We start from the raw sequence: 20,735 nt of genomic DNA, 5'->3' as shown, positions 1-20,735 counted from the left end.
CCCACGCCGACCTCCACACCAACCCACCCCACCACAGGTGACGGATCGGTCACTACAGGTTACTCGTCGCAGGGCAAGCGTTTATCCAGGTCCTGGGAGAGACCTTCTTCACCATCCATCAACATTGATGGATGTCACGCAGCTCGTTTGGATGGACACGCACCGTCAACCGGCGGTGTCCACCACCAACCGAGGAGCATCCTTGCCCCGGTCCCCGTTCCGGACCCGACGACCGCGCACCCTGACCGCCGTCGCCGCCGCCACCCTGGCCACCGCTCTCGCGGTGCTCTCCGCCCCGACCGCCGCCCTGGCCTGGGGGCCCGGCACCGAGCCGGCCCAGCCGTACGCGCAGCCGAGCATGCCCACGGTGCCCAAGCGCGGCTGCCAGTCCACCGTCGCCAACCCGGCCGCACCGACCGGCGCGACCCCCGCCGTCCAGGTGATCTATGCCTGGCACGACGGCGTCGGCAACAACTACGAGGCCAACGTCGAGTACATCGCCAAGGTGGTGGACCGGATCGACTGGGCGCTCGACGAGTCGACCAACTACGACCAGCACTACAACTTCAGCTGCCGTACGGGCTACGACACCAGCACGTACGCCGGCTACGCCCGGTCCCTGGTCGTGCCCGAGAAGATCGACGCCGGGGCGAACCCGAACACCCCCGCCAGCACCGTCCGCAGTGACCTGATCTCCGCCGGATACCAGGACAGCAACCGGATCTACCTGGTCTTCACCGATTTCGCGTCGAACTCCGACGCCTACCAGTGCCCGTCCGGCGGGAACTCCAGCGGCGTGCACTGCTCGGCGGTGACCGAGTCGTGGACGACCGGTGTGGCCGGGCACGAGTTGCTGCACGTGCTCGGCGCGGGGCACGCCTGGATGGCCGAGACGGGGGCCTCCTACGTGCCGGACATCATGTACGGCTGGTGGGACAACTGGAACACCGATCCGGGGTTCCGCAGCTACTACGACCCGAGTGAGCTGTCGGCCAGCTTCTACATCGACCCGAGCCCGTCGACGGCGAAGGTGAACGTCGCGAACCACCCGATGCTGACCGCCCCGGTCTGCTGCGACGTGGGCGCGAACAACGACCTGCTCACCGCCGAGCAGCGTACGGTCGAGGCCGCCACCCCGAGCAGCAGCACGTCGACGTTCACCACGTCGGGCGGCTGGCACCAGGTGACGCCCGCCTGCGGCATCTCGACGAACTCCTGCACCTACTTCGACGGTCGTCGGTCGGTCCAGCTCAACACGTACACCGGGCCGTCCAACACGTCGTCGATCTCGCTGACGAACCGGGCGACGGTCACCGCCGGCCGGACGTACAAGCTGTTCACCCGGTTGCGCAGCGGCACGGCGGTGAACACGCAGCTCCAGCTCGCCTGGTACAACTCGGGTGGCACCCTGCTGTCGACCAGCACCGGAGCGACCGACACGCTCGCCAGCAACTGGCTGGAGTACCGGACGACCGCCACCGCCCCGGCGAACGCCGCCAGCGTGCGGATCACCGTGAACGTCCCGCCGCAGTCCACCACCGGCAACCAGGCCATCAACCTGGACAGCCTCCAGCTCAACGACTGCACGGCGAACACCGGCGGCACCTGCCGCTACGACACCTGAGCCATCGGCGGGGTATGGGCGGCCACGAGCGGCCCGTACCCCGCCCCGGCCTCCTGCCCGGCCCGCGTTCCCCCGCCACCAGCGGTAGGGGCGCGGGCCGCGCTCATCGCGCCGGTCGGCGCAGTCCGGCGAGGACGAGGGTGATCACCCCGTCCGCGTCGGGCCGGTAGGCCGGGTGGCCGAAGGCCGCGCAGATGCCCTGCAGGGCCATCATGACCGCGCCGGCTCCCACGTCGTCGCGGATCTTCCCGGCCCGGACGGCGGCGGCCAGCAGGTCGGTGACGGCCCGACCGAGGGCCTCGGCGCCCTCGGCCAGCGCACCCGAGCGGGCGGCCATCAGTGTGGACAGGGTGCGGGCGAGGCCCTCGTGGTCGTGCAGGTGGGCCACGAATCCCCGCAGGAACGACTCCAGCGCCTCGTCGGCGGGCAGGGTGCTCTGCGCCTCGCGGGCCCGGTCGCACATGGCGGCGAGTTCTTCCCGGTAGACCGCCTCGGCCAGGGCTTCCCGGGTGGGGAAGTGCCGGTAGAGCGTGCCGACGCCGACCCCGGCCAGCTTGGCGAAGTCGTCGAAGCGCAGGTCGTAGCGACCCTCGGCGAACAGTTCGCGGGCCTTGGCGAGCAGGGCGTCGCGGTTGCGGCGGGCGTCGGCGCGCAGCGGCTTGGGGTCGGTCATGTGGGGGCCTCGCGTTGACAAGTGGAGACTGTCTCCATATTTTGGAAGTGGAGATGGTCTCCGATTATAGCTCCTGAGGTGCGCGTGAAGATCTTGATGTTCGGCCGGGGCGTGATCAGCGCGACCTACGGATGGGCCCTGGAACGGGCGGGCCACCACGTGGAGTTCTACGTCCGCCCGGGGCGGGCGGCGGCGTACGGGGAGGCGATCGACCTCGACCTGCTCGACGCCCGGCGGCGGCCCTGGGGTCGGCCGGTCGTCGAGACGTGGCCGGTGCGCTACCGCGAGACGTTGGAGCCCGACCACGACTTCGACCTGATCGTGCTGAGCGTGCAGCACTACAACTTCGCCGAGGCGGCGGCCTTCCTGGGGCCCCGGGTGGGCGGAGCCACCGTGCTCGTCTTCAACAACCTGTGGGTGGAGCCGCTGACCGCGACCGCCGACCTGCCCGTCGACCAGGTGGCCTGGGGCTTTCCCGGGGCCGGCGGCGGGTTCGGCGACGACGGCGTGCTGCACGCGTCCCTGCTGCCCGTGGTCTTCCTCGGCACGCTCGACCGGCCGCCGACCGAGCGCGAGCAGACCGTGCGCCAGGTGTTCCGGGCGGCCGGGTTCCGGGTCCGGGAGAACGCCGACTTCCGTGGCTGGCTGTCGGTCCACTTCGCCCAGAACGCCGGCCTGCACACCCAGAGCCTGCGGCGGGGCACCCTGTCCGGGCTGACCACCGGGGACCTCCGCGAGGCGATCCTCGCCACCCGCGAGCTACTGCCGCTGATCGAGGCCCGGGGCGTCGACCTGCGGCGGCACCGCGCCGAGCTACTCCCCTTCACCGCGCCCACCTGGCTGGCGGCACCGGCAATGTCTCTGCTGATCAACCGCTTCCCGCCGATGCGCCGGGTGACAGCAGCGCACGCCAACCCCGAGGAACTGCGCGCGGTCTGCCGCGACACCCTGGCGGAGGCCCGCCGGCTGGGCGTGCGGGTGCCCCGGCTGGAGGCCGCCGAGCCCTACTTCGCCGCCACGACGACGCCCTGACTCCCGTCACCCGGCACCGGCCGCACCCCGTCCGCCCGCCGGCCGGCGCTCGGCCACGCACCCGCCGCACCCCGCTCACCGCCCGCCGGCCGGCGGGCGGCGGGCGGGCGACGCACCGGCCGCCGGCGGAATCCCCGCCGGGCGGGGCCCCCGCCGCATGTTCGGCGTCACCCCCGCCCGGCTCGGCGCGCGCGGCACCGGCGCGGGCCGCACCATCACCAACCCCGCCGGCCGTACGAAGATCGAGCGCCGGAGCACCGCGTCCCCCTTGGCGTCGAGCTGGTAGACGTCGAGCCAGCACCATCCGTCGTAGGTGATCCAGTCGAGCACCCGGATCACCCGGCACCTGATCGGCCTGACGAACTGCACACTGGCCGCCCGGCCCACGTCCACCAGGTCACCCGCCTTCGGCAGCGGCGCGCTCACCGCCAGCCCCAGACGTGCCGGAACCTGCGCCACTGCCTGATCCGGTGCCGGGCGGCCTCCACCACCGGGCAGAACCCGGCCTCGGCGCACCTCCCGCACCGCCGGTGCCGGTGCTGGTCCAGGCAGTCCCACGCCAGCCGGACCAGCAGCGGCACCTCGCGGTGGGCGGTCACGACGCCGCCCCGGGCCGGGCACCGCGCTCGTCGCTGGCACACATCGGGTGTCCTTTCCGGAAATAGCGCCGCCCCGCCCGCGCGCTATTCGCTACGAGCGGGACAGCGGGCTATTGTCGACGCCATTGTTGACGCCCCGGATCACCGTCCGGTGATTCACACCCTGCGACACGACCGACACCTTGCGCAACAACTCCCCCTCCCCCTAATGTCGTGTCGATTTGACGCGCGAGGGACGGAGGACAGAAATGGCGCAGGGGAAACAATTGTTGTTGCACCAGGGGTGCGGTGATGTTGCATGACGGAGGAAACAAGCGGTTCCACCGTCCCCCGGCGGCAGCTCGGCCGGCTGCTCACCCAGCTCCGTGAGGACGCCTCGGTCTCCCTGGACAGTGCGGCCGAGGGGCTGGACTGCTCCCGGCAGAAGGTGTGGCGCATCGAGAAGGGCCTGGTGCCGGTGCGGGTGGTGGACGCCCGCGCCATGTGTGCGATGTACGGGGTGCCCGAGGAGATGACGTCCATCGTCACCGGGCTCGCCCGGGAGACCCGCGCCAAGGGCTGGTGGCATTCCTACGGCGACGTGGTCCCGTCCTGGTTCTCGCTCTACGTCGGCCTCGAATCGTCGGCCGCTCTCATGCGCCGATACGATTCGGAACTGATCCCGGGCCTGCTCCAGACCCGCGAGTACGCGGCAGAATTGTTTCTTCGCAAGAATCCCACCATGAGCCCGGTGGATCGCGAAAAGCTCGTCGAGGTACGGATGCAGCGCCAGCACGTCCTGACCCGCCGGCTGCCCAGCGCGCCCACCCTCAGGGTGGTGCTGAGCGAGGCGGTGCTGCGGCGCACCCTCCCCGACCGGCAGGCGATGGCCGGGCAGCTCCGCCACCTGCTCGACATGGCCACCCTGCCCAACGTGAGCCTGCGCGTCCTGCCGTTCACCGCCGGCCCGCCGCTGGCCAGCGAGACGGGCACGTTCGTCCTGCTGGACTTCCCGCAGGCGTTCGGGCGGGCATCGACGGAGCCGACTACCGTCTACCTGGAGAACATCACCGGCGCGCTCTATCTGGACAAGCCGGCGGAGGTCGCCGCCTACGACCGCGTCTGGGCCGATCTGGAGACGCTCGCGGCGGACGAGGCGGCGACAGAAAAGATCATCCGGGCGATCATCGAGGAGCGAGCATGACTGACCTGGCCGGGGCCGTCTGGCGCAAGAGCACCCGCAGCGGCGGGAGCGGCGGCGACTGCGTCGAGGTGGCCGACAACCTGCCCGGCCTGATCGGCGTACGGGACAGCAAGGACCAGGCCGGCCCGGCGTTACGGTTCGCCCCGGCCGCCTGGTCCACCTTCGTCCGCGCGGTACCTCGCCGGCCGCGCTGAACCCCGTCGGGGCCGCCCGCCGGGGTGGGCGGCCCCGACGTCCGCAGCACCTGCGGCGCGGGGTGCCCCGAGAACGTCGGGGCGTCCCGCTACGGTGCTGCCCATGAGCGACACGGAAACCGCGAACCGGCTGCCCACGGCCGAGGAGGAGGCCCGGTTCTGGGCCCTGCTGGAGGCCGCCTGGGAGCGGCTCGGCCCCGAGCCGGCCGCGCTGCGCCGGGCGCTGCTCGCCCGCGACCGGTCCGCCTCCGACGACGACGCGTACGCGTTCGACGGCTGGCGGGACGCCTTCCTCGACCAGTTGGGCCAGCTCTGCGCCGACCTGTCCAGCCCCGAGCTGACCGCCCTCGACCGGGTCGTCGAACGCAAGCTGTACGACATCGACCGGGCCGACGTGCACGCGGTGGTCGACGGCTCCGACGACGGTTTCCTCTACGCCCGTGGGCACGTGGTGGCGCTCGGTCGGGAGTTCTACGAGGCGGTCCGGGCCGACCCGACCCGGGCGGTGCCCGACGCCCACCTCCAGGGCATCTGCTACTTCTTCGCCCACCTGCACGACAAGCGGTTCGGCGACTGGCCCCGCACCGGCTCCGGCATCTCCCGCGAGTCGTTCAGCAACCCGGCGGGCTGGGTCGGCCAGTGAGCCGCCCGACCGTGCCGAGCGAGCGCGACGTGCCGCTGCCCGACGGCGGCACCCTGCACGTCTACGACACCGGCGACGACGGCACCGGCCGGTTGCCGGTCGTCTGGCACCACGGCACCCCCAACATCGGCGCACCGCCGGCCCCGCTGTTCGCCGCCGCCGACCGGCTCGGCCTGCGGTGGGTGTCCTACGACCGGCCCGGGTACGGCGGTTCCACCCGACGCCCCGGGCGGGACGTGGCCTCGGCCGCCGGTGACGTCGCCCGGGTCGCCGACGCGCTGGGCCTGGACCGGTACGCCACGATGGGTCACTCCGGCGGTGCACCGCACGCGCTGGCCAGCGGCGCGTTGCACCCCGACCGGGTGGTCGCCGTCGTCGCCGTCGCCGGCCTCGCCCCCTACGACGCGGCCGGGCTCGACTGGTTCGCCGGGATGACGCCGTCCGGGCAGGAGTCGCTGCGGGCCGCCACCCAGGGCCGGGCGGTCAAGGAGCGGCACGCCGCGTCCGACACCGACTACGACCCGGAGTTCACCCCGGCCGACCTGGCCACCCTGGCCGGTCCGTGGGCCTGGCTCGAGGAGGTGGTGGGTCCGGCGGTGCGGGGCGGCCCGGACGGCCTGGTCGACGACGACCTCGCCTACGTCACCCCGTGGGGTTTCGACCCGGCCCGGGTGACCGTCCCGGTGCTGCTGCTGCACGGCGGGCGCGACCGGGTGGTGCCCGCCAGCCACAGCCGCTGGTTGGCCGGGGTCTGCCCGGCGGCCGAACTGCGGATCACCGACGACGACGGGCACCTGTCGGTGCTCGGCGGCGCACCTGCCGCCCTGGAGTGGCTCCGCCGCTGATCGACGCCGGATGCTGCCCGACACGTTCACCGAACGCAACGCGACACGCCGCACACCAAAGGTGAACAGTTAGGGCAGCTCATGTTATTCTCCGGCTTCGATGCACCGCCGAGCAGACCCGGACGGGTCACCGCCCGAAGGACGCACTCCCCCCGATGTCGGCCCTACCCGCTCCGACCTCGTCACCGTCGTTACTGGAGCGGCCGGCCGGTGGCGCGCTCCAACTCATCTTCACCACCCTGCCGGCACTGCTGCGGCTGACCTGCGGGCTGTTCGGTGCGGTGACCGCGCTCGCGGTGCGTACCCCACCGGTGCGGGTGCCGCTGCTGCTGGCCGCCGTGGCCGCACTCACCGCCTGGTCGCTGTGGTACGCGGCACGCGCCCTGCGGGTCGGCATCGGCCCGGGGCTCGTCGCCGGGGACCTCACGGTCACCGTCGCGGCGAGCCTGCTGGCCCCGGTGCTGGTCGCCCCGGAGGTGCTGCCCGGCGAGGGTAGCTGGCTCGCGGTGCTGGCCAGCACCACCGTGATCAACGCGCAGGCCACCGCGCCGGCCCGCTGGTCGGTGCCGGCGGGCCTGCTGGTCACCGCCGGGTACGCGGTCGGCACTTCGGCCGCCGGCAACACCGTCGAGGCCGGCGCGCACGCGGCGACCCTGCTCATGCAGACGGCCTGCGCGGCGATGATGGCGGCGGTGATGCGCCGCTGGATAGGCCGGGCCGACACCTCCTTCGCCGACTTCCAGCGCCTGCGCCGGGACGCGGTGCTGGCCCGCACGGCCCGCGAGGTGGAACGGCGGCAGAACCGGGACCTGCACGACACCGTCCTGGCCACGCTCACCATGGTCGGGCTGGGTGCCCTGCCGGCCGGCTCGGCGGCGTTGCGGGACCGGGCCGCCGCCGACCTGCGTACCCTGGTCCGCCTCGCGCACGCCCGGTCCGCCCCGGCGGGCGATCCGGCCGACGCCGGCCCGGTCGACGTCGACGCCGGCCTGCGCGCGCTGCTCGCCACCCACCCGCAGTTGCGGGTGACGGCCACGCTGCCGCCCTGCGCGGCACCGTCGGGGGTGACCGCCGCCCTGGTCGACGCCACCGCCGCCGCGCTGGCCAACGTGGCCCGGCACGCGCCGGACGCCGCCGTGAGCCTGCGGCTGAGCCACGACCACGGCGGCATCGTGGTCGAGGTGGTCGACGACGGTCCCGGTTTCGACCCGGCCACCGTCCCCCTGCACCGGTACGGGGTACGCGAGTCGATCCGGGGCCGGATGGCCGAGGTCGGCGGCCGGGCGGTGGTGACTTCCGCCCCTGGCGTGGGCACCCGGATCAGGCTGGAGTGGCCGCATGTCGACTGACCTCGGCACGACCGACCTGGGCACGACCGACCTCGGCGCGACCGCGTCGGCCCACGTACCCCGGCCGGCACAGAGGGCGGCGGACTCTGCGGCGGCGGACGGCCCGGCGGCGGACGGCCCGGCGGCGGACGGCCCGGCGGCGGACGGCCCGGCGGCGGACGTGGGCCGGGCCTCGGACCGGGGGGCCCGGATCGCGGCGGTGGCCATCGCCCTGGTGTGGCACCTCGCGATCGGGCTGCCGGCGGTGCTCGGCGCCTGGTCGACGCTGGCCGCCCCCACGGTGGTCGCGGCCGGCTGGCTGGCCGCCTGCGCCCTCGGCGGGTACGCCGCACACCGGCTGCTGCACGGCGTGCCGCCACCGGCGCTGCCACTGGCGGCGGCCCTGCTGACGGTCGACGCGGCGGTCTTCGCGGCGGCCGGCCGGGAGCAGCTCTTCGCCGCCGCGAACTGGGCGTGGACGGGGCTGGCCTGGTTCTTCGTGGTGGTGCTCTGGGGTCGCCCGATCCGCTGGATGATCGTCCTACTGGCCGGGCACGCGGCGATCGCGCTCGCCGCGCTGGTCGGTGACGGGGCGACCGCCCCCGCCGACCTGACCCGCTTCACGATGTACGTCTACGGCACCTCGTCGCTGCCGGTGGCGGTCTTCACCGGTGCGGCGGTGATCGCCACCCTCGCCCGGGAACGCGCCGACACCGCCACGGCGACCCTCGCCGTCCGCGCCGAACGGGACGCCGCCGAACGGGCCTGGGCGGACCGGCGGGCCCGGCTGGCGCTGGTCGGCGGGGCCGCCGAGCAGGTGTTGGCGGAACTGGCCGACGGTCGCGCCGACCCGGGCGACCCGTTCGTGCAACGGCGGTGCGTGCTCGCCGCGACCCGGCTGCGTCGCCTGATCGCCGAGTCCGACGACGTGCCGGACCCGCTGCTGCACGAGTTGCGGGCCGCCGCCGACCTCGCCGAACGCAACGGGCTGCCGATCGAGCTGATCGCCATCGGCACGCCGCCTCCCCTGCCCGTGGAGGTCCGTCGACGGCTGGCCGATCCGCTGGCCGCCGCCCTGGCCGATGCCACTGGTTGGGCCCGGCTGACCGTGGTGGCCGGCCCCGACGAGGTGGCGGTCAGTCTGGTCACCCCGGACGGGCAGGGCCCGGGGGCGGCTGATCCGCCGACCGCCCGGGCCGGCGACGACAACCAGGTGGAACACGTACATGAGCGGGACGGGGAGATCAGGTGGACGCAGACCCGATGGCGCAGGCCATGAGCGGGGAGCGCCCGGTCGGTGTGTCGATAGTCGACGACCATCCGGTGGTGATCGACGGTGTGCGGGCCTGGCTGTCCACCGAGCCCCGGCTGCGGGTGCTCGCCACCGGTGACGATCCGGAACTGGTGCTGCGGGCCGCCCCGGAGGCCGACGTGATCCTGCTGGATCTGCGGCTACGCGGGCGGATGGTGCTGGACAAGCTGGCCGAGCTGAGCACCGACGGCCGGCGGGTGGTGGTCTACTCCGAGCACACCGACCCGGCGACCATACTCACCGCGCTCGACGCCGGGGCGACCGCGTTCCTGGCCAAGCACGAGGGGCGGGAACACTGCGTGGCCACGGTGCTCGCCGCCGCCAGCGACCGCCCGTACGTGCCGCCGGCCCTGGCCGGGGCGATGGTGGGCGATCCGCGCCCGGACCGTCCGGCCCTGTCGGACAAGGAGCGGGAAGCGCTGCTGCTGTGGTTCCAGTCGATGTCGAAGGCGTCGGTGGCCCGCCGGATGCAGATCAGCGAGCACACCGTCAAACAATATGTGGACCGCGCCCGGATCAAGTACACCCGGGCGGGTAGACCGGCCGCCACGAAGGCGGCGTTACTGGCCCGGGCGATCGAGGACGGTCTCATCCGGCCGGAGGAGATCGGCATCTACCGGTCGCAGGCGTCGTACGACCGGCCGACCCCCTAACGGGTGTCATGACAGCCCGTCACGCCTCGGCGAGGCTGGAACGCCAGGAGACCACTGCGCGGGGGAGGTCGTGACAATGCGCGAGAACATGTCCCCGTTCTTCATCGCACCGCACCGGTTCGATGCGCCGGAGAACGATTCCGCTCCCGTGCTCGACAGGCGTTACGAACTCGTCCCGGAGCCCGGCGAACGGGTGCTCGGCCGGTATCCGACGTCGGTGGCCGGCTGCCTGATCAGCCCGACCGGGGCCCGGCGGCACTGGGTGCTGCCCGGTCCCGCCTCGATCACCGTCACCGACCGCCGGCTCGCCTACGTCTGCCTCGCCGGTGACCTGGCCCTCGTCGCCGGGAAGATCGACGCGACGGGGGTCCGGCACCGGCGCAACGTCCGGCTGCCGCGCCTGGTCAGCGGGCAGGTCCGCTGGCAGTGGCCGTCCCGGTTGGAGCTGCGTACCACCGGCCGGCCCACAGCCCAGGGCACCGCCGAGGCGGAACTGCTGGTGGTCTGCGACGCGCTGCGGACGATCCAGCAGCCGGCCCTGGCGCTGGGCGGCGCGGTGGGCCCGGTGACCGAGCTGGCCCGGCTGATCCGCCGGACGGTGGCCTGCTTCCGGGTCACCCACCCCGAGCTGGTCGAGCTGGCACCGCCGGAGCGGGACGTGCTCATCCGCCGGGCGACCGCCCCGCCGCTGACCGGTGAGACGCGGGTGACCCTGCCGGGGTCGCTGCCGGTGGAGTTCCTCTCCCGCGACGACTACTACCGGGTTCCCGAGCCCGGTAGTAGTCGGGACGCGGTCGGTAGCTGAGACCGCCCCGGGACGGCCGTTCCTCAGGACGGCTGTTCCCCGCGGGCCGACGTCGGACCGGGCACCCCTGAATCGCTCACGTCATCAGGTCGAAAGGACGCGAACCCACCATCCTGTCCCCGCCGCCGGGCAGGAGCACCAGGCCGCCCGACACTCCAGCCACGCCCGAAGTTCCAGAAATTCCAGAAATGCCCGCTCCGCCCCCGACCGGCAGCCGAGCACGCAGCGGGCAGCGGGCAGCGGGCAGCAGGCAGCAGGCAGCAGGCAGCAGGCAGCAGGCGGGACGACGGGAACGAACGTCAGGATGCGGTCGAGCGGCGGGGGCGGCGGTCCAGCTCGGCGGCCTCCTGGAGGGTGGGCGCGGTGCCGCCCAGGTGCGCCGGCTGCCACCAGGAGTCGTCCGGGCCGGCCGGCTTGTCGGGATACTCCTGCTGGGCCCGGTCGACGAGCGCGGTCAGCCGGGTCTTCAGCTCCGCCGTCATGGTGTTGGCGTCCGGGTAGGCCGCCGGGTCCAGCGGCTCGCCCAGCAGAATGGTGATCGGGGTGTGCCGCCGGGTCAGCGTCTTCGGCCGGCCCTTCGTCCAGAGCCGCTGCGTCCCCCACAGCGCCACCGGGACCAGCGGCACCTCCGCCGACTGCGCCATCCGGGCCGCCCCGCTCTTCAGCTCCTTCACCGTGAACGAGCGACTGATCGTCGCCTCGGGGAAGACGCCCACCACCTCGCCGCGCCGCAGCGCGTCCACCGCCGTGTTGTACGAACCGACCCCCGCCGCGCGGTTCACCGGGATGTGCTTCATGCCGCGCATCAGCGGGCCGGACACCTTGTGCGCGAAGACGTCGTGCTTGGCCATGAACCGCACCAGCCGCCGGGACGCGTGCGCCCCGTACCCGCAGAAGATGAAATCGAGGTAGCTGACGTGGTTGCTGGCCAGCACCGCCCCGCCGGTACGTGGGACGTGGTGGTCACCGTCGACGGTCAGGCGCAGGTCGAGGACCCGGAACAGCGTCTTGGCGGTGGCGATCACGGGCGGGTACACGAGTTCCGGCATCCGGGTACTTTACCCCGCGTAGGTTACGCGACCGTAGGGCGGATTGGACCCACCGTGGCGACCACCCGACGCACCGTCAGTCGGCCAGTTTGTGCAGATCGAGACGACCCCGGGCGAAGGCGTCCACCCGTCCCCAGCGGCCCGGGATGTCCAACACCTCGATCCGTCCCATCCCGACCGGCAGCACCGGCTCCACCGCCAGGTGCCCCTCGTGCGGCTCCAACCCGAGCATGGTGCGCAGCAGCAGCAACGGCGCCCCCGTCGACCAGGCCTGCGGGCTGCACGCCGTCGGGTACTCGACCGGGAACTTGGTCTGCTCCCGGGGATAGCCGCCGAACGCCTCGGGCAGCCGCCCGTCGAAGTAGGTCGCCGCGTCGAGGATGCCGCTGGCGATGGTGGCGGCCTCCTCGGCGAAGCCGTACCGCCGCAGCCCCCAGGCGATGAACGAGTTGTCGAACGGCCAGATCGTGCCGTTGTGGTAGCCGATCGGGTTGTACCGCACCTCCCCCTCGGCGAGGGTGCGCACGCCCCAACCGGTGAACAACCGGGGCCCGACCATGTGCTGGGCGATCTTCTCGGCCCGGTCGTGGTCGACGATCCCGCTCCACAACAGGTGCCCGATGTTGGAGCTGAGCACGTCGCACTGCCGGCCGTCCGGGTCCAGGGCCAACGCGTAGAACTCCCCGTCGGCCACCCACCAGTCCCGGTTGAAGCGCTCCTTCAGCGCCGCCGCCTCCTGCTCCAGCCGGTCGGCGAACGCCGGGTCACCCCAGAACTCCCGGGCCATCCGGGCCGCCCGCAGCTTGGCGTCGTACGCGTACCCCTGCACCTCGCAGGTGGCCCGGGGGAACGGCGGCAGGCTGCCGTCGGCGTACGAGATGGAGTCCCAGGAGTCCTTCCAGCACTGGTTCTCCAGGCCGGTCTCGGTGTTGCGCCGCTCGTACCAGATGTAGCCGTTGCCGGCCAGGTCGGCGTAGTCGTCGATCCACTTCAGCGCGGCCCGGCACTCCCGTTCCAACTCCTTGACCAGGGCGACGTCACCGCTCCACCGCTCGTACTCGTCGAGCAGGACGACGAACAGCGGGGTGGCGTCCACCGACCCGTAGTACGGCGAGTGCGGCTGCTCCTCGAACGCGGCCGTCTCGCCGTAGCGCATCTCGTGCAGGATGCGGCCCGGGTCCTCGTCGCGGAAGTCGTCGAACCGGCTGCCCTGCAACGACGCCAGGATGCGCAGTGTGGTCTTGGACAGCTCCGGGGCGAACGGCAACACCTGTAGGCAGGTCAGGATGCTGTCCCGGCCGAACATGGTCATGAACCAGGGCAGGCCGGCGGCGGGCAGGGTCTGGCCACCGAGCGACAGCGGCGCGAACCGCAGCGCCGCCAGGTCGATCAGGCTGCGCCGGTAGGTGGCGGCCACCCGGTCGTGCTCGCTGTTGACCTTGGGGGCCTTGGCGATCCACTCCTGGAGGTCGTGCTGGAGGGCCAGCCGTTCGTGGCCGTGCGCGGTCACCCCGAGCCGCAGGTCACGCCCCCCGGGGCCGACCGCGAAGGTCTGCACGTCGATCTCGGCGTTCCACTGCTCGTTGGGCTCCAGGTGCACCGAGTACGCGAACCCGTTGCGGTCGTAGCGGGCCGGTCGGGACGAGGAGATGACCGTCTCCCGCACGAAGTTGCCCCGCCGGTAGCCCAGCCGCAGCCGGTCGGACTCCGCCTCGGCGTACAGCTCGCCCTTCTTGTTCAGGATCTCGTCCTTGACCTGGAAGAGGTCGGCGAAGTCGGCTCCGGCGTCCATCCGGATCTCCAGGTCGACCGCCCTCTCGTCGTGGTTGAGGATGGTCAGTTTCTCGCGGAAGCTGCCGCCGACCGCGCGCTCCCGGATGATCGACAGCTTGGCGTCGACGTAGTGGGTGGCCATCCCGGGCACCAGGAAGAACCGCGCCTCGTAGTACTGGAGGTCGTCGTAGGACAGCGCGTTGAGCCGTTCCCCGTTGATGGTCAGCACCCAGCGGGACAGGAACCGCATGTCCAGGGAGAACAGCCCGGTCGGCTCGGTCGGGGTGGCCTCGATGTCACCGGTCTCCTCGGAGACGACGAACGTGTTGCCGTCCAGGATCCGGATCGTGTTGCTCTGTCCCATCACCGCACCTCCCGCTGGTGGAGCCGGCGCGGCCCCTGCGCGTCCGCGGAACCGGGGAAGATCCGTTCGACCTGCACCACCAGCCGGGCGTCACCGGTCACCGTCATGTCGCCCCGCAGCACCGCCGCCAGGCCGTTCTCCCGCCCCGCGGCCATCTCCTCGAACAGCGCCGGCGTGGTGCCGACGACCGTGTCGGCCTCCCGGTCCTCCTGGCTGACCGTGAGCTTCCCCCGGTCCACCCGCAGCAGCCAGTGGGTGGTCTGTGCCCCCTCGTGCAGATCGAAACGCAGTGTCCCGACCGCCTTGTCCAACAGCGGCTCGTGATCCCGCCGGTTCAGGCTCTCGAAGAACCTCGTGGTCGCGTCCACCATCGGGCCCTCTCCCCCGTCATCGCATCGACCTGCCGGTACCCGCACGGGGTCCCCGCCCGGCCCGGCGTCAACCTCGCCCGGATCGGGTGAGCCCGGCCGGCGCGCACGACGACGCCGGCCCCCGCAGTCCGGGGGCCGGCGTCGGTGGGGCGGACGTCAGTTGTTGGGGTCGTCGGCGCTGATGTCGGCGAGCACCGACTGGGGTTCCCGCTCCACCGCGAGGTCACCCACCGACACCAGGCCCACCAGCCGGCCGTCGTCGACCACCGGCAGCCGGCGTACGGCGTAGGTGCGCATCAACTCGGCGGCGGCGACCGCGTCGTCGTACTGGCTGATCGTGATCACGTCCCGGCTGATGATCTCCTGGAGCCGGGTGCGGCTCGGGTCGCGGTCCTCGGCGACGCCCCGGACGGTGATGTCCCGGTCCGTCACGATTCCGACGACGTCGTCGCCGTTGGTCACCACCACGTCGCCGATCGCGCTGTCCCGCATCTCCTGCGCGGCGGCGGCGAGGGTGTCGTTGCCGTCCATCGTCACCAACCGGGTCGTCATGAACTCTCCGACCGTTGTCATGGTGCTCCCCTCTCGGTGTCGGCACGGCGGTCTACCCGCCGGCCCCGAGCAGGTAACACCCCGCTCAGCGCAGTTCGGCGGCGACCAGCTCGGCGAGCTGCACCGCGTTCAGCGCGGCACCCTTACGCAGGTTGTCGTTGGCGCAGAACAGCGCGAGGCCGTGCTCGACGGTCTCGTCGGCGCGCAGCCGACCGACGTACGTCGGGTCCTGGCCGGCCGCCTGCAACGGCGTCGGGACGTCCGACAGCGCCACCCCGGGCGCGCCGTCGAGCAGTTCCCGGGCCCGCTGCGGGGTGATCGGCCTGGCGAACCGGGCGTTGATCTGCAACGAGTGGCCGGTGAACACGGGCACCCGGACGCAGGTACCGGAGACCTTCAGCTCGGGGATCTCCAGGATCTTGCGGCTCTCGTTGCGCAGCTTCTGCTCCTCGTCGGTCTCGAACGAGCCGTCGTCGACGATCGAACCGGCCAGCGGGAGCACGTTGAAGGCGATCGGCCGGGCGAACGAGCGCGGCGCGGGGAACTCGACGGCCGACCCGTCGTGGGTCAGCGCGGTGGCCCCCTCGACGACCTTGCGGACCTGCTCGTCCAGCTCGGCGACCCCGGCCAGGCCGGCCCCGGAGACCGCCTGGTAGGTGGCGACGACCAGGCTGACCAGGCCGGCCTCGTCGTGCAGCGGGCGCAGCACCGGCATCGCGGCCATCGTGGTGCAGTTCGGGTTGGCGACGATGCCCTTCGGCCGGTCGGCCAGGGCGTGCGGGTTGACCTCGGCGACGACCAGCGGCACCTGCGGGTCGGTGCGGAACGCCGACGAGTTGTCGATCACCACCGCGCCGGTCGCGGCGACCCGGGGGGCCAACTCCTTCGCGGTGCCCTTGCCGGCGGAGAACAGCACGATGTCCAGCCCGGAGTAGTCGGCCGTGGCCGCGTCCTCCACGGTGACCTCGCCGTCCCGCCAGGCCAGGGTGCGCCCGGCCGACCGGGCCGAGGCGAACAACCGCACCTGCTCCGCCGGGAACTCGCGTTCCGCCAGCACCTGCCGCATGACCCCACCGACCTGGCCGGTGGCTCCCACAATGCCGATCCTCATGCCCGCGAGGCTACCCAGCCGCAGGCCCACACCGGGAAGCCTTTCCCACCGCCCGGGTCGCCGCCCGCCCGTCCGGTCACCGCCCGTACCGGTCGCCGTACCGGAAACCACCCGACGGTACGCCCCGACGCCCCGGAAGATCGGCCGTGGCCGGGCCGTCCGGCCGCAGCATCCGCACCGCCGGTCCGACCCGGCGCTCCCGGGGCGGCGCGACCGGAATCACACCGCCCCGGTCGCGCCGACGCCGGTCAGCCGACGTGGTCGGTCACCTCGCCGAGCCCGGAGGCGACCAGCTCGTCCCGGATCGCCGCCGCGTCGCCCTCGATGACCAGGGTCAACGCCTCCGGGTGCAGGTGGGTGGCGGCAGCGGCCGACACCTGCTCGACGTCGGCGGCGAGCAGCGCCTCCCGCAGCCGGGCGTGGTAGTCGTCGGGCAGGTCGTGCACGACCAGGGTCGTCAACGCCGAGGCGATCGCCCGGGGGCTCTGCAGCTCGACCGAGAGCTGCCCGGCCCGCCAGGACCGGGCCACCGCCAGCTCGTCCTCGGTCACCCCGCCGGCCCGGGTACGGCTGATCTCACCGACCGCCTCGACCAGGGCCGGCGCGGTCACCGCCGTCTGCACCCCGGAGCTGACCGCGAACCGGCCGAACCGGCGGGACGAGGCGAAGTCGCCCCGGATGCCGTACGTGTAGCCGCGTACCTCGCGGATCAGGTGGTTGAGCCGGGAGGTGAACGCCCCGCCCAGCACGGTGCCGGCGAGCGTCGTCGGCACGTGGTCGGGGTGGGCGCGGTGCGGTGCCGGGTGACCCAGCCGCAGCGTGGACTGCACCGACCCGGGCCGGTCCACCAGGATGATCCGCCGGCCGGCGGGCAGCGGCACCTCGATCGGGCCACCCTGCTCGGCGGGGCCGCCGCCGGTGCCGGCGAACGCCGCCGCACCCAACGCGTCGAGGTCGAGGCGGTCCAGGTCACCGGCGACGATCAGGGTGCCGGGACGCAGGAACCACTCGGAGTGGAAGACGGTGACGTCCTCCACGTCGAGCCCGGCCACCGAGCCGGGGTCGCCGTAGAGCGGGCGGCCCCACCTGTTGTCCGCGCCGAACAGGTCGGCGCGCAGCACCGCGTCGGCGCGCGGGCCGGGGTTGGCCCAGTCCATCCGCAGCGCGGTCGCCTCGTCGTCGCGGACGCGGCGCACGTCGTCGGGGTCGAGCCGGGGCGTGCGTACCGCCTCGGCGAGCAGTTGCACGGCCGCGCCGAGCCGGTCCACCGGCACCTGGACGCTGACCTGGAAGCTGTCCCAGTCCAGCCCGGTGGCCAGTTCGGTGCCGAGGCCCTCGACGGCGAGTGCGAACGCGGTGGCGTCCCGCTGCGCGGTGCCCTCCTCCAACGCCTTGGCCAGCACCGCGCCGAGGCCCTCCTTGCCGACCGGCTCCCGGCCGGCGCCCGCGTCGAGCAGCAGCAGCGCGACGGCGAGGTTCTGGCCGGGCAGGTGCGCGGCGACCACCCGGCCACCGGCGACGTCCCGCCGGACCACGGTCGGGAACCGGTACGGGCGGGCGGTGCCCGGACCCGGCCGGGTGGTGATCAGCGTCATCGGGTCTCCTCCGGCAGGTAGGTCAGGGTCACCCGGTCGGCCGGGGTGAGCAGGTCGGCGGCCAGCTCGGCGATCTGCCCGGCGGTCACCGACAGCCAGCCGGGCAGCCGGTCGGCGGTCCTCGCCGGGTCGCCGAACTGGGTGGCGTACCGGCCGAGCGCGTCGGCCCGGCCGTCCACCGTGGACATCTGCCGCCACCAGGCGGTGCTGAGCAGCGCCTTGGCCCGGTCGAGTTCGGCGGCGGTGACCGGCACGGTGGTGAGTTCGTCGACCACCTCGGCGACCCCGGCGGCGAGCTGTTCGGCGCTCACCCCGGGGCGGGCGGTGGCGGTGGCGATCACCGGTGCCGGGGCGTGCGCCAGATCCACCCCGTACGCCCCGACCAGGTCGGGTTGGGCGAGCCGTTCGCCGTCGGCGAGACGCTGGTAGAGCCGGCTGCCCCGGCCGCTGCCGAGCACCGTGACGGCCACCGTGGCCACGTCGTAGCCGGGGCTGCCGAACGGGTGGGTGCGGTGCGCGACGTAGACCCGGGCGGCCGGCACGTCGCCGGTGACCGTCTCGACGACGGGTCGGCCGGTGCCGGCGACGGTGTGCCCGTCCGGCGCGGCGGGGATGTCACCGCGGGCCGGGATCGCCCCGAAGTACCGCTGCGCCAGCGTGAACACCTCGGCGGCGGTGGCGTCGCCGACCACGGTCAGCACGGCGTTGTCGGGCGCGTAGTACGTCTGGTGGAACGCCTGGAAGGTGGCCAGGTCGGCGGCGTTCAGGTCGGCCATCGACCCGATCGTCGCGTGGTGGTACGGGTGCCCCGGCGGGTAGAGCAGCGGGAGCAGCCGCAGCCAGGCGTCGCCGTACGGGACGTTCTCGTAGCGTTGCCGCCGCTCGTTCTTGACCACGTCCCGCTGGTTGTCCAGCGTCTCCTGGGTGAGCGCGGGGACCAGCCCGCCCATCCGGTCGGCCTCCAGCCACAGGGCCAGTTCCAGATGTTCGGCCGGGACGGTCTCGAAGTAGTTCGTCCGGTCCGGGTTGGTGGTGGCGTTCAGCGAGCCACCGGAGCCCTGGATCAGTTTCATGTGTTCGGTCTTGGCGACGTTGACCGAGCCCTCGAACATCAGGTGCTCGAAGAGGTGGGCGAAGCCGGTCTGTCCCGTCGGCTCGTGCCGGGAGCCCACGTCGTACCAGAGGTTGACCGCGACCGCCGGGGCGGTGCGGTCCTCGCTCACCACCACGCGCAGGCCGTTGTCCAGTCGGGTCGTCTCGATGGGCCAGGGGTAACCGCTGTCGGGCATGACCCGACGCTATCCGATCTCCACGCCCCGGTGGCGACGTGTCGCCACCGGGGCCTGCGGGTCAGCGGTCGGGACGGGTCAGTCGGGGGGTTCGATCGGGGGGACTGTCTGCTCGGAGGTGCGGTGCTCCAGCACCGTGTCGGGGGCGGCCCCCTGGTCGGCCTCGCGGAGGTCCGACTCGGCGAGGATCGCCTCGGCCTGGGCCTGCGGGTCGTCGCTGCCGACCGCTGCCTCCTCGGGCAGCAGGTGGGCCCGGGACTCCACCCGGTCCTGATCGCTCTGCTCGTGGGTCATGGGCATCCTGTTACCCAGCCGCCCCGCCCGTCACGCCGACCCACCGCCGCCGACCCACCGGGTCAGCGGAACGGGCCGCGCACCTCGTAGGTGATGCCCCCGGCGGAGATCCCGGCCGTGCCGCGCTGGGAGGAGAAGTAGAGCCGGCTGCCGTCCGGGGAGAACGCCGGGCCGGTGATCTCCGACGAGGACTGCCCGGTGATCCGCAGGAACGGCGTCACCACCCCGGTCGGGGTGATCAGGTTGATCTCCATGTTGCCGCCGTCCTCGGCGACGTAGAGGTCACCGGAGCGGGTGCCGGTGATGTTGTCCACCCCGGTCAGCGGGGCGGTGCCGCCGGTCACCAGCGAGTCGTCGTACGCCAGGTCGATGCGCTGGCCGACCGCGTCGTACGCCCAGACCCGGTTGTCGCCCTTGGTGGTGAACCAGCAGGTGCCGTCGGCGTACCAGCAGCCCTCGCCGCCGGTGAACCGCTTCGCCCCGGCGACCTGGTTGCGGGTCGCCGTCGGCGAGCCGTCCGGGTCGGGCACCCGGGCCCAGCTCACCGCGCCGCTGGTGGCGGTGCCGGCGACCAGCACCTCCAGGGTGCCGGCGGAGAGGTCGCCCCAGACGGTGGGGCGGAACCGGTAGAAGCAGCCGTCGGTCTCGTCCTCGGTCAGGTAGACCACCTGGCGGACCGGGTCGGCCGCCGCCGCCTCGTGCTTGAACCGGCCCAGCGCCGGGCGCTGTACCGCGGCGGTGCCGCCCTGCGGGTAGGTCTCGTAGACGAAGCCCCGGCTGGCCTCCTCGCAGGACAGCCAGGTGCCCCACGGCATCGCGCCACCGGCGCAGTTCTGGTTGGTGCCGGACAGGATGCGGTACGCCGAGGTAACCGTGCCGTCGGCGGCGAACCGCAGCGCCGACGCGCCGCCGCTGGGGGTGACCTCCGAGTTGGAGACGTAGATCCAGCCGGTGCCGGCGGCGAAGCAGGCCCCGCCGTCGGGCGCGGGATGCCAGGTGTACGAGGTGCCCGGCACCGTCTGCCGGGAGCGGGCGACCACCCGGCTGGTGAAGCCGGCGGGAAGCTGGATGCCGTTGCCGTCGGCGCTGCCGAGCGGCCCGTAGGGACCGGTGCCGGGTTGGGCCGGTGCGGCCGACGCGACGCCGGACCAGAGGCTGCCGGCGAAGGCGGCGGCCCCACCGGCGACGGTGGCGCGCAGGACGGTACGACGGTCCATCGGATACCTCCGGGGGATGCGAGCGGTGCCGCCGAAGTTACCGACGGTGGCAGTGACGGAGGTGAACGTCAGGCGAGGGTTGGCCGACGGGCGGATGAGTCCTTGCCTCTGGTCGGGTACGCTTACCGGCGTGACGCGTACGTATCCATGGTTTAGGCAGCCGGCTGCGGAGCCGGTGACCTCACCATGAGCTGACGTCACCGCGTTTCGAGCCGGCCGGGCAGGAGCT

The 20,735-nt window shown here is 73.0% G+C and carries 22 protein-coding genes; 10 read left to right on the top strand and 12 right to left on the bottom strand.

Annotation, left to right across the window (positions count from 1 at the left end; genetic code table 11):
• Positions 1-202 precede the first annotated feature (202 nt).
• Complete coding sequence (locus ACN265_RS05020) at positions 203-1,624, top strand: hypothetical protein (RefSeq protein ID WP_377687069.1); 1,422 nt, start codon at positions 203-205, stop codon at positions 1,622-1,624.
• A gap of 103 nt (positions 1,625-1,727) precedes the next feature.
• On the opposite strand, the gene ACN265_RS05015 is transcribed toward ACN265_RS05020, so the two are convergent.
• Positions 1,728-2,297, bottom strand: a complete 570-nt coding sequence (locus ACN265_RS05015; protein ID WP_421406192.1) for a TetR/AcrR family transcriptional regulator — start codon at positions 2,295-2,297, stop codon at positions 1,728-1,730.
• Positions 2,298-2,375: 78 nt separating this feature from the next.
• Between ACN265_RS05015 and ACN265_RS05010 the strand changes: the two genes are divergently transcribed.
• The gene (locus ACN265_RS05010) at positions 2,376-3,329 is read left to right on the top strand and encodes a ketopantoate reductase family protein (protein WP_421406190.1); all 954 of its coding nucleotides are present in this window, start codon (positions 2,376-2,378) and stop codon (positions 3,327-3,329) included.
• 75 nt (positions 3,330-3,404) lie between these two features.
• Here ACN265_RS05010 and ACN265_RS05005 read toward each other — a convergent pair whose 3' ends face one another.
• Positions 3,405-3,743 (bottom strand): hypothetical protein, encoded by a 339-nt coding sequence (locus ACN265_RS05005; protein WP_421411374.1) that lies wholly within the window; start codon positions 3,741-3,743, stop codon positions 3,405-3,407.
• An 8-nt stretch (positions 3,744-3,751) separates the two neighbouring features.
• A complete protein-coding gene (locus ACN265_RS05000) occupies positions 3,752-3,928 on the bottom strand; it encodes a hypothetical protein (protein WP_204928063.1) in 177 nt (58 codons plus the stop codon).
• Positions 3,929-4,226: 298 nt separating this feature from the next.
• On the opposite strand from ACN265_RS05000, the gene ACN265_RS04995 reads away from it, so the two are divergent.
• The 8 genes from ACN265_RS04995 (at position 4,227) to ACN265_RS04960 (ending at position 10,891) form a co-directional block, all read left to right on the top strand.
• Positions 4,227-5,111, top strand: a complete 885-nt coding sequence (locus ACN265_RS04995) for a helix-turn-helix domain-containing protein (RefSeq protein WP_420118663.1) — start codon at positions 4,227-4,229, stop codon at positions 5,109-5,111.
• Positions 5,108-5,305: a DUF397 domain-containing protein gene (locus ACN265_RS04990; protein ID WP_420118664.1), complete on the top strand. Its 198-nt coding sequence runs from the start codon at positions 5,108-5,110 to the stop codon at positions 5,303-5,305. The genes ACN265_RS04995 and ACN265_RS04990 overlap by 4 nt, the downstream gene beginning before the upstream one ends.
• A gap of 103 nt (positions 5,306-5,408) precedes the next feature.
• Positions 5,409-5,948 carry a DUF4240 domain-containing protein gene (locus tag ACN265_RS04985; RefSeq protein WP_420116852.1) on the top strand — a complete coding sequence of 180 codons (540 nt, stop codon included), beginning with the start codon at positions 5,409-5,411 and terminating at the stop codon, positions 5,946-5,948.
• A complete protein-coding gene (locus ACN265_RS04980; protein ID WP_421406187.1) occupies positions 5,945-6,793 on the top strand; it encodes an alpha/beta fold hydrolase in 849 nt (282 codons plus the stop codon). The genes ACN265_RS04985 and ACN265_RS04980 overlap by 4 nt, the downstream gene beginning before the upstream one ends.
• A gap of 155 nt (positions 6,794-6,948) precedes the next feature.
• Positions 6,949-8,142, top strand: a complete 1,194-nt coding sequence (locus ACN265_RS04975; RefSeq protein WP_421406185.1) for a sensor histidine kinase — start codon at positions 6,949-6,951, stop codon at positions 8,140-8,142.
• Positions 8,132-9,400, top strand: a complete 1,269-nt coding sequence (locus ACN265_RS04970) for a hypothetical protein (RefSeq protein ID WP_421406183.1) — start codon at positions 8,132-8,134, stop codon at positions 9,398-9,400. Before ACN265_RS04975 ends, ACN265_RS04970 begins: the two co-directional genes overlap by 11 nt.
• Positions 9,370-10,086, top strand: coding sequence for a response regulator (locus tag ACN265_RS04965; protein WP_204928068.1), 717 nt, complete (start codon positions 9,370-9,372; stop codon positions 10,084-10,086). Before ACN265_RS04970 ends, ACN265_RS04965 begins: the two co-directional genes overlap by 31 nt.
• A gap of 76 nt (positions 10,087-10,162) precedes the next feature.
• Entirely contained in the window at positions 10,163-10,891 is a 729-nt protein-coding gene (locus ACN265_RS04960) for a hypothetical protein (RefSeq protein WP_420116856.1), read from the top strand.
• 299 nt (positions 10,892-11,190) lie between these two features.
• On the opposite strand, the gene ACN265_RS04955 is transcribed toward ACN265_RS04960, so the two are convergent.
• From ACN265_RS04955 to ACN265_RS04915, 9 genes are all read right to left on the bottom strand, one after another.
• Positions 11,191-11,940: a lysophospholipid acyltransferase family protein gene (locus ACN265_RS04955; protein WP_421406181.1), complete on the bottom strand. Its 750-nt coding sequence runs from the start codon at positions 11,938-11,940 to the stop codon at positions 11,191-11,193.
• A 76-nt stretch (positions 11,941-12,016) separates the two neighbouring features.
• Positions 12,017-14,077, bottom strand: a complete 2,061-nt coding sequence (locus tag ACN265_RS04950) for a glycogen debranching N-terminal domain-containing protein (protein WP_420116857.1) — start codon at positions 14,075-14,077, stop codon at positions 12,017-12,019.
• The gene (locus tag ACN265_RS04945) at positions 14,077-14,448 is read right to left on the bottom strand and encodes an SCP2 sterol-binding domain-containing protein (protein ID WP_420116858.1); all 372 of its coding nucleotides are present in this window, start codon (positions 14,446-14,448) and stop codon (positions 14,077-14,079) included. Before ACN265_RS04945 ends, ACN265_RS04950 begins: the two co-directional genes overlap by 1 nt.
• 156 nt (positions 14,449-14,604) lie before the next feature.
• On the bottom strand, positions 14,605-15,021 hold the full coding sequence (locus ACN265_RS04940; RefSeq protein ID WP_420116859.1) for a CBS domain-containing protein: 417 nt from the start codon (positions 15,019-15,021) through the stop codon (positions 14,605-14,607).
• A gap of 64 nt (positions 15,022-15,085) precedes the next feature.
• A complete protein-coding gene (locus ACN265_RS04935; protein WP_421406179.1) occupies positions 15,086-16,111 on the bottom strand; it encodes an aspartate-semialdehyde dehydrogenase in 1,026 nt (341 codons plus the stop codon).
• 248 nt (positions 16,112-16,359) lie between these two features.
• Positions 16,360-17,706: a M16 family metallopeptidase gene (locus ACN265_RS04930; RefSeq protein WP_421406177.1), complete on the bottom strand. Its 1,347-nt coding sequence runs from the start codon at positions 17,704-17,706 to the stop codon at positions 16,360-16,362.
• Positions 17,703-18,995, bottom strand: coding sequence for a M16 family metallopeptidase (locus ACN265_RS04925; protein ID WP_204928076.1), 1,293 nt, complete (start codon positions 18,993-18,995; stop codon positions 17,703-17,705). Before ACN265_RS04925 ends, ACN265_RS04930 begins: the two co-directional genes overlap by 4 nt.
• Positions 18,996-19,073: 78 nt before the next feature.
• On the bottom strand, positions 19,074-19,289 hold the full coding sequence (locus ACN265_RS04920; RefSeq protein WP_204928077.1) for a hypothetical protein: 216 nt from the start codon (positions 19,287-19,289) through the stop codon (positions 19,074-19,076).
• 62 nt (positions 19,290-19,351) lie between these two features.
• Positions 19,352-20,506, bottom strand: a complete 1,155-nt coding sequence (locus tag ACN265_RS04915; RefSeq protein WP_421406175.1) for an alkaline phosphatase PhoX — start codon at positions 20,504-20,506, stop codon at positions 19,352-19,354.
• Between the last annotated feature and the right edge of the window lie 229 nt (positions 20,507-20,735).

It is taken from the genome of Micromonospora sp. WMMD730 (genome assembly GCF_049178955.1).
Classification (GTDB): Bacteria; Actinomycetota; Actinomycetes; order Mycobacteriales; family Micromonosporaceae; genus Micromonospora; species Micromonospora wenchangensis.
This window is presented reverse-complemented; position numbering and strand designations above follow the sequence as displayed.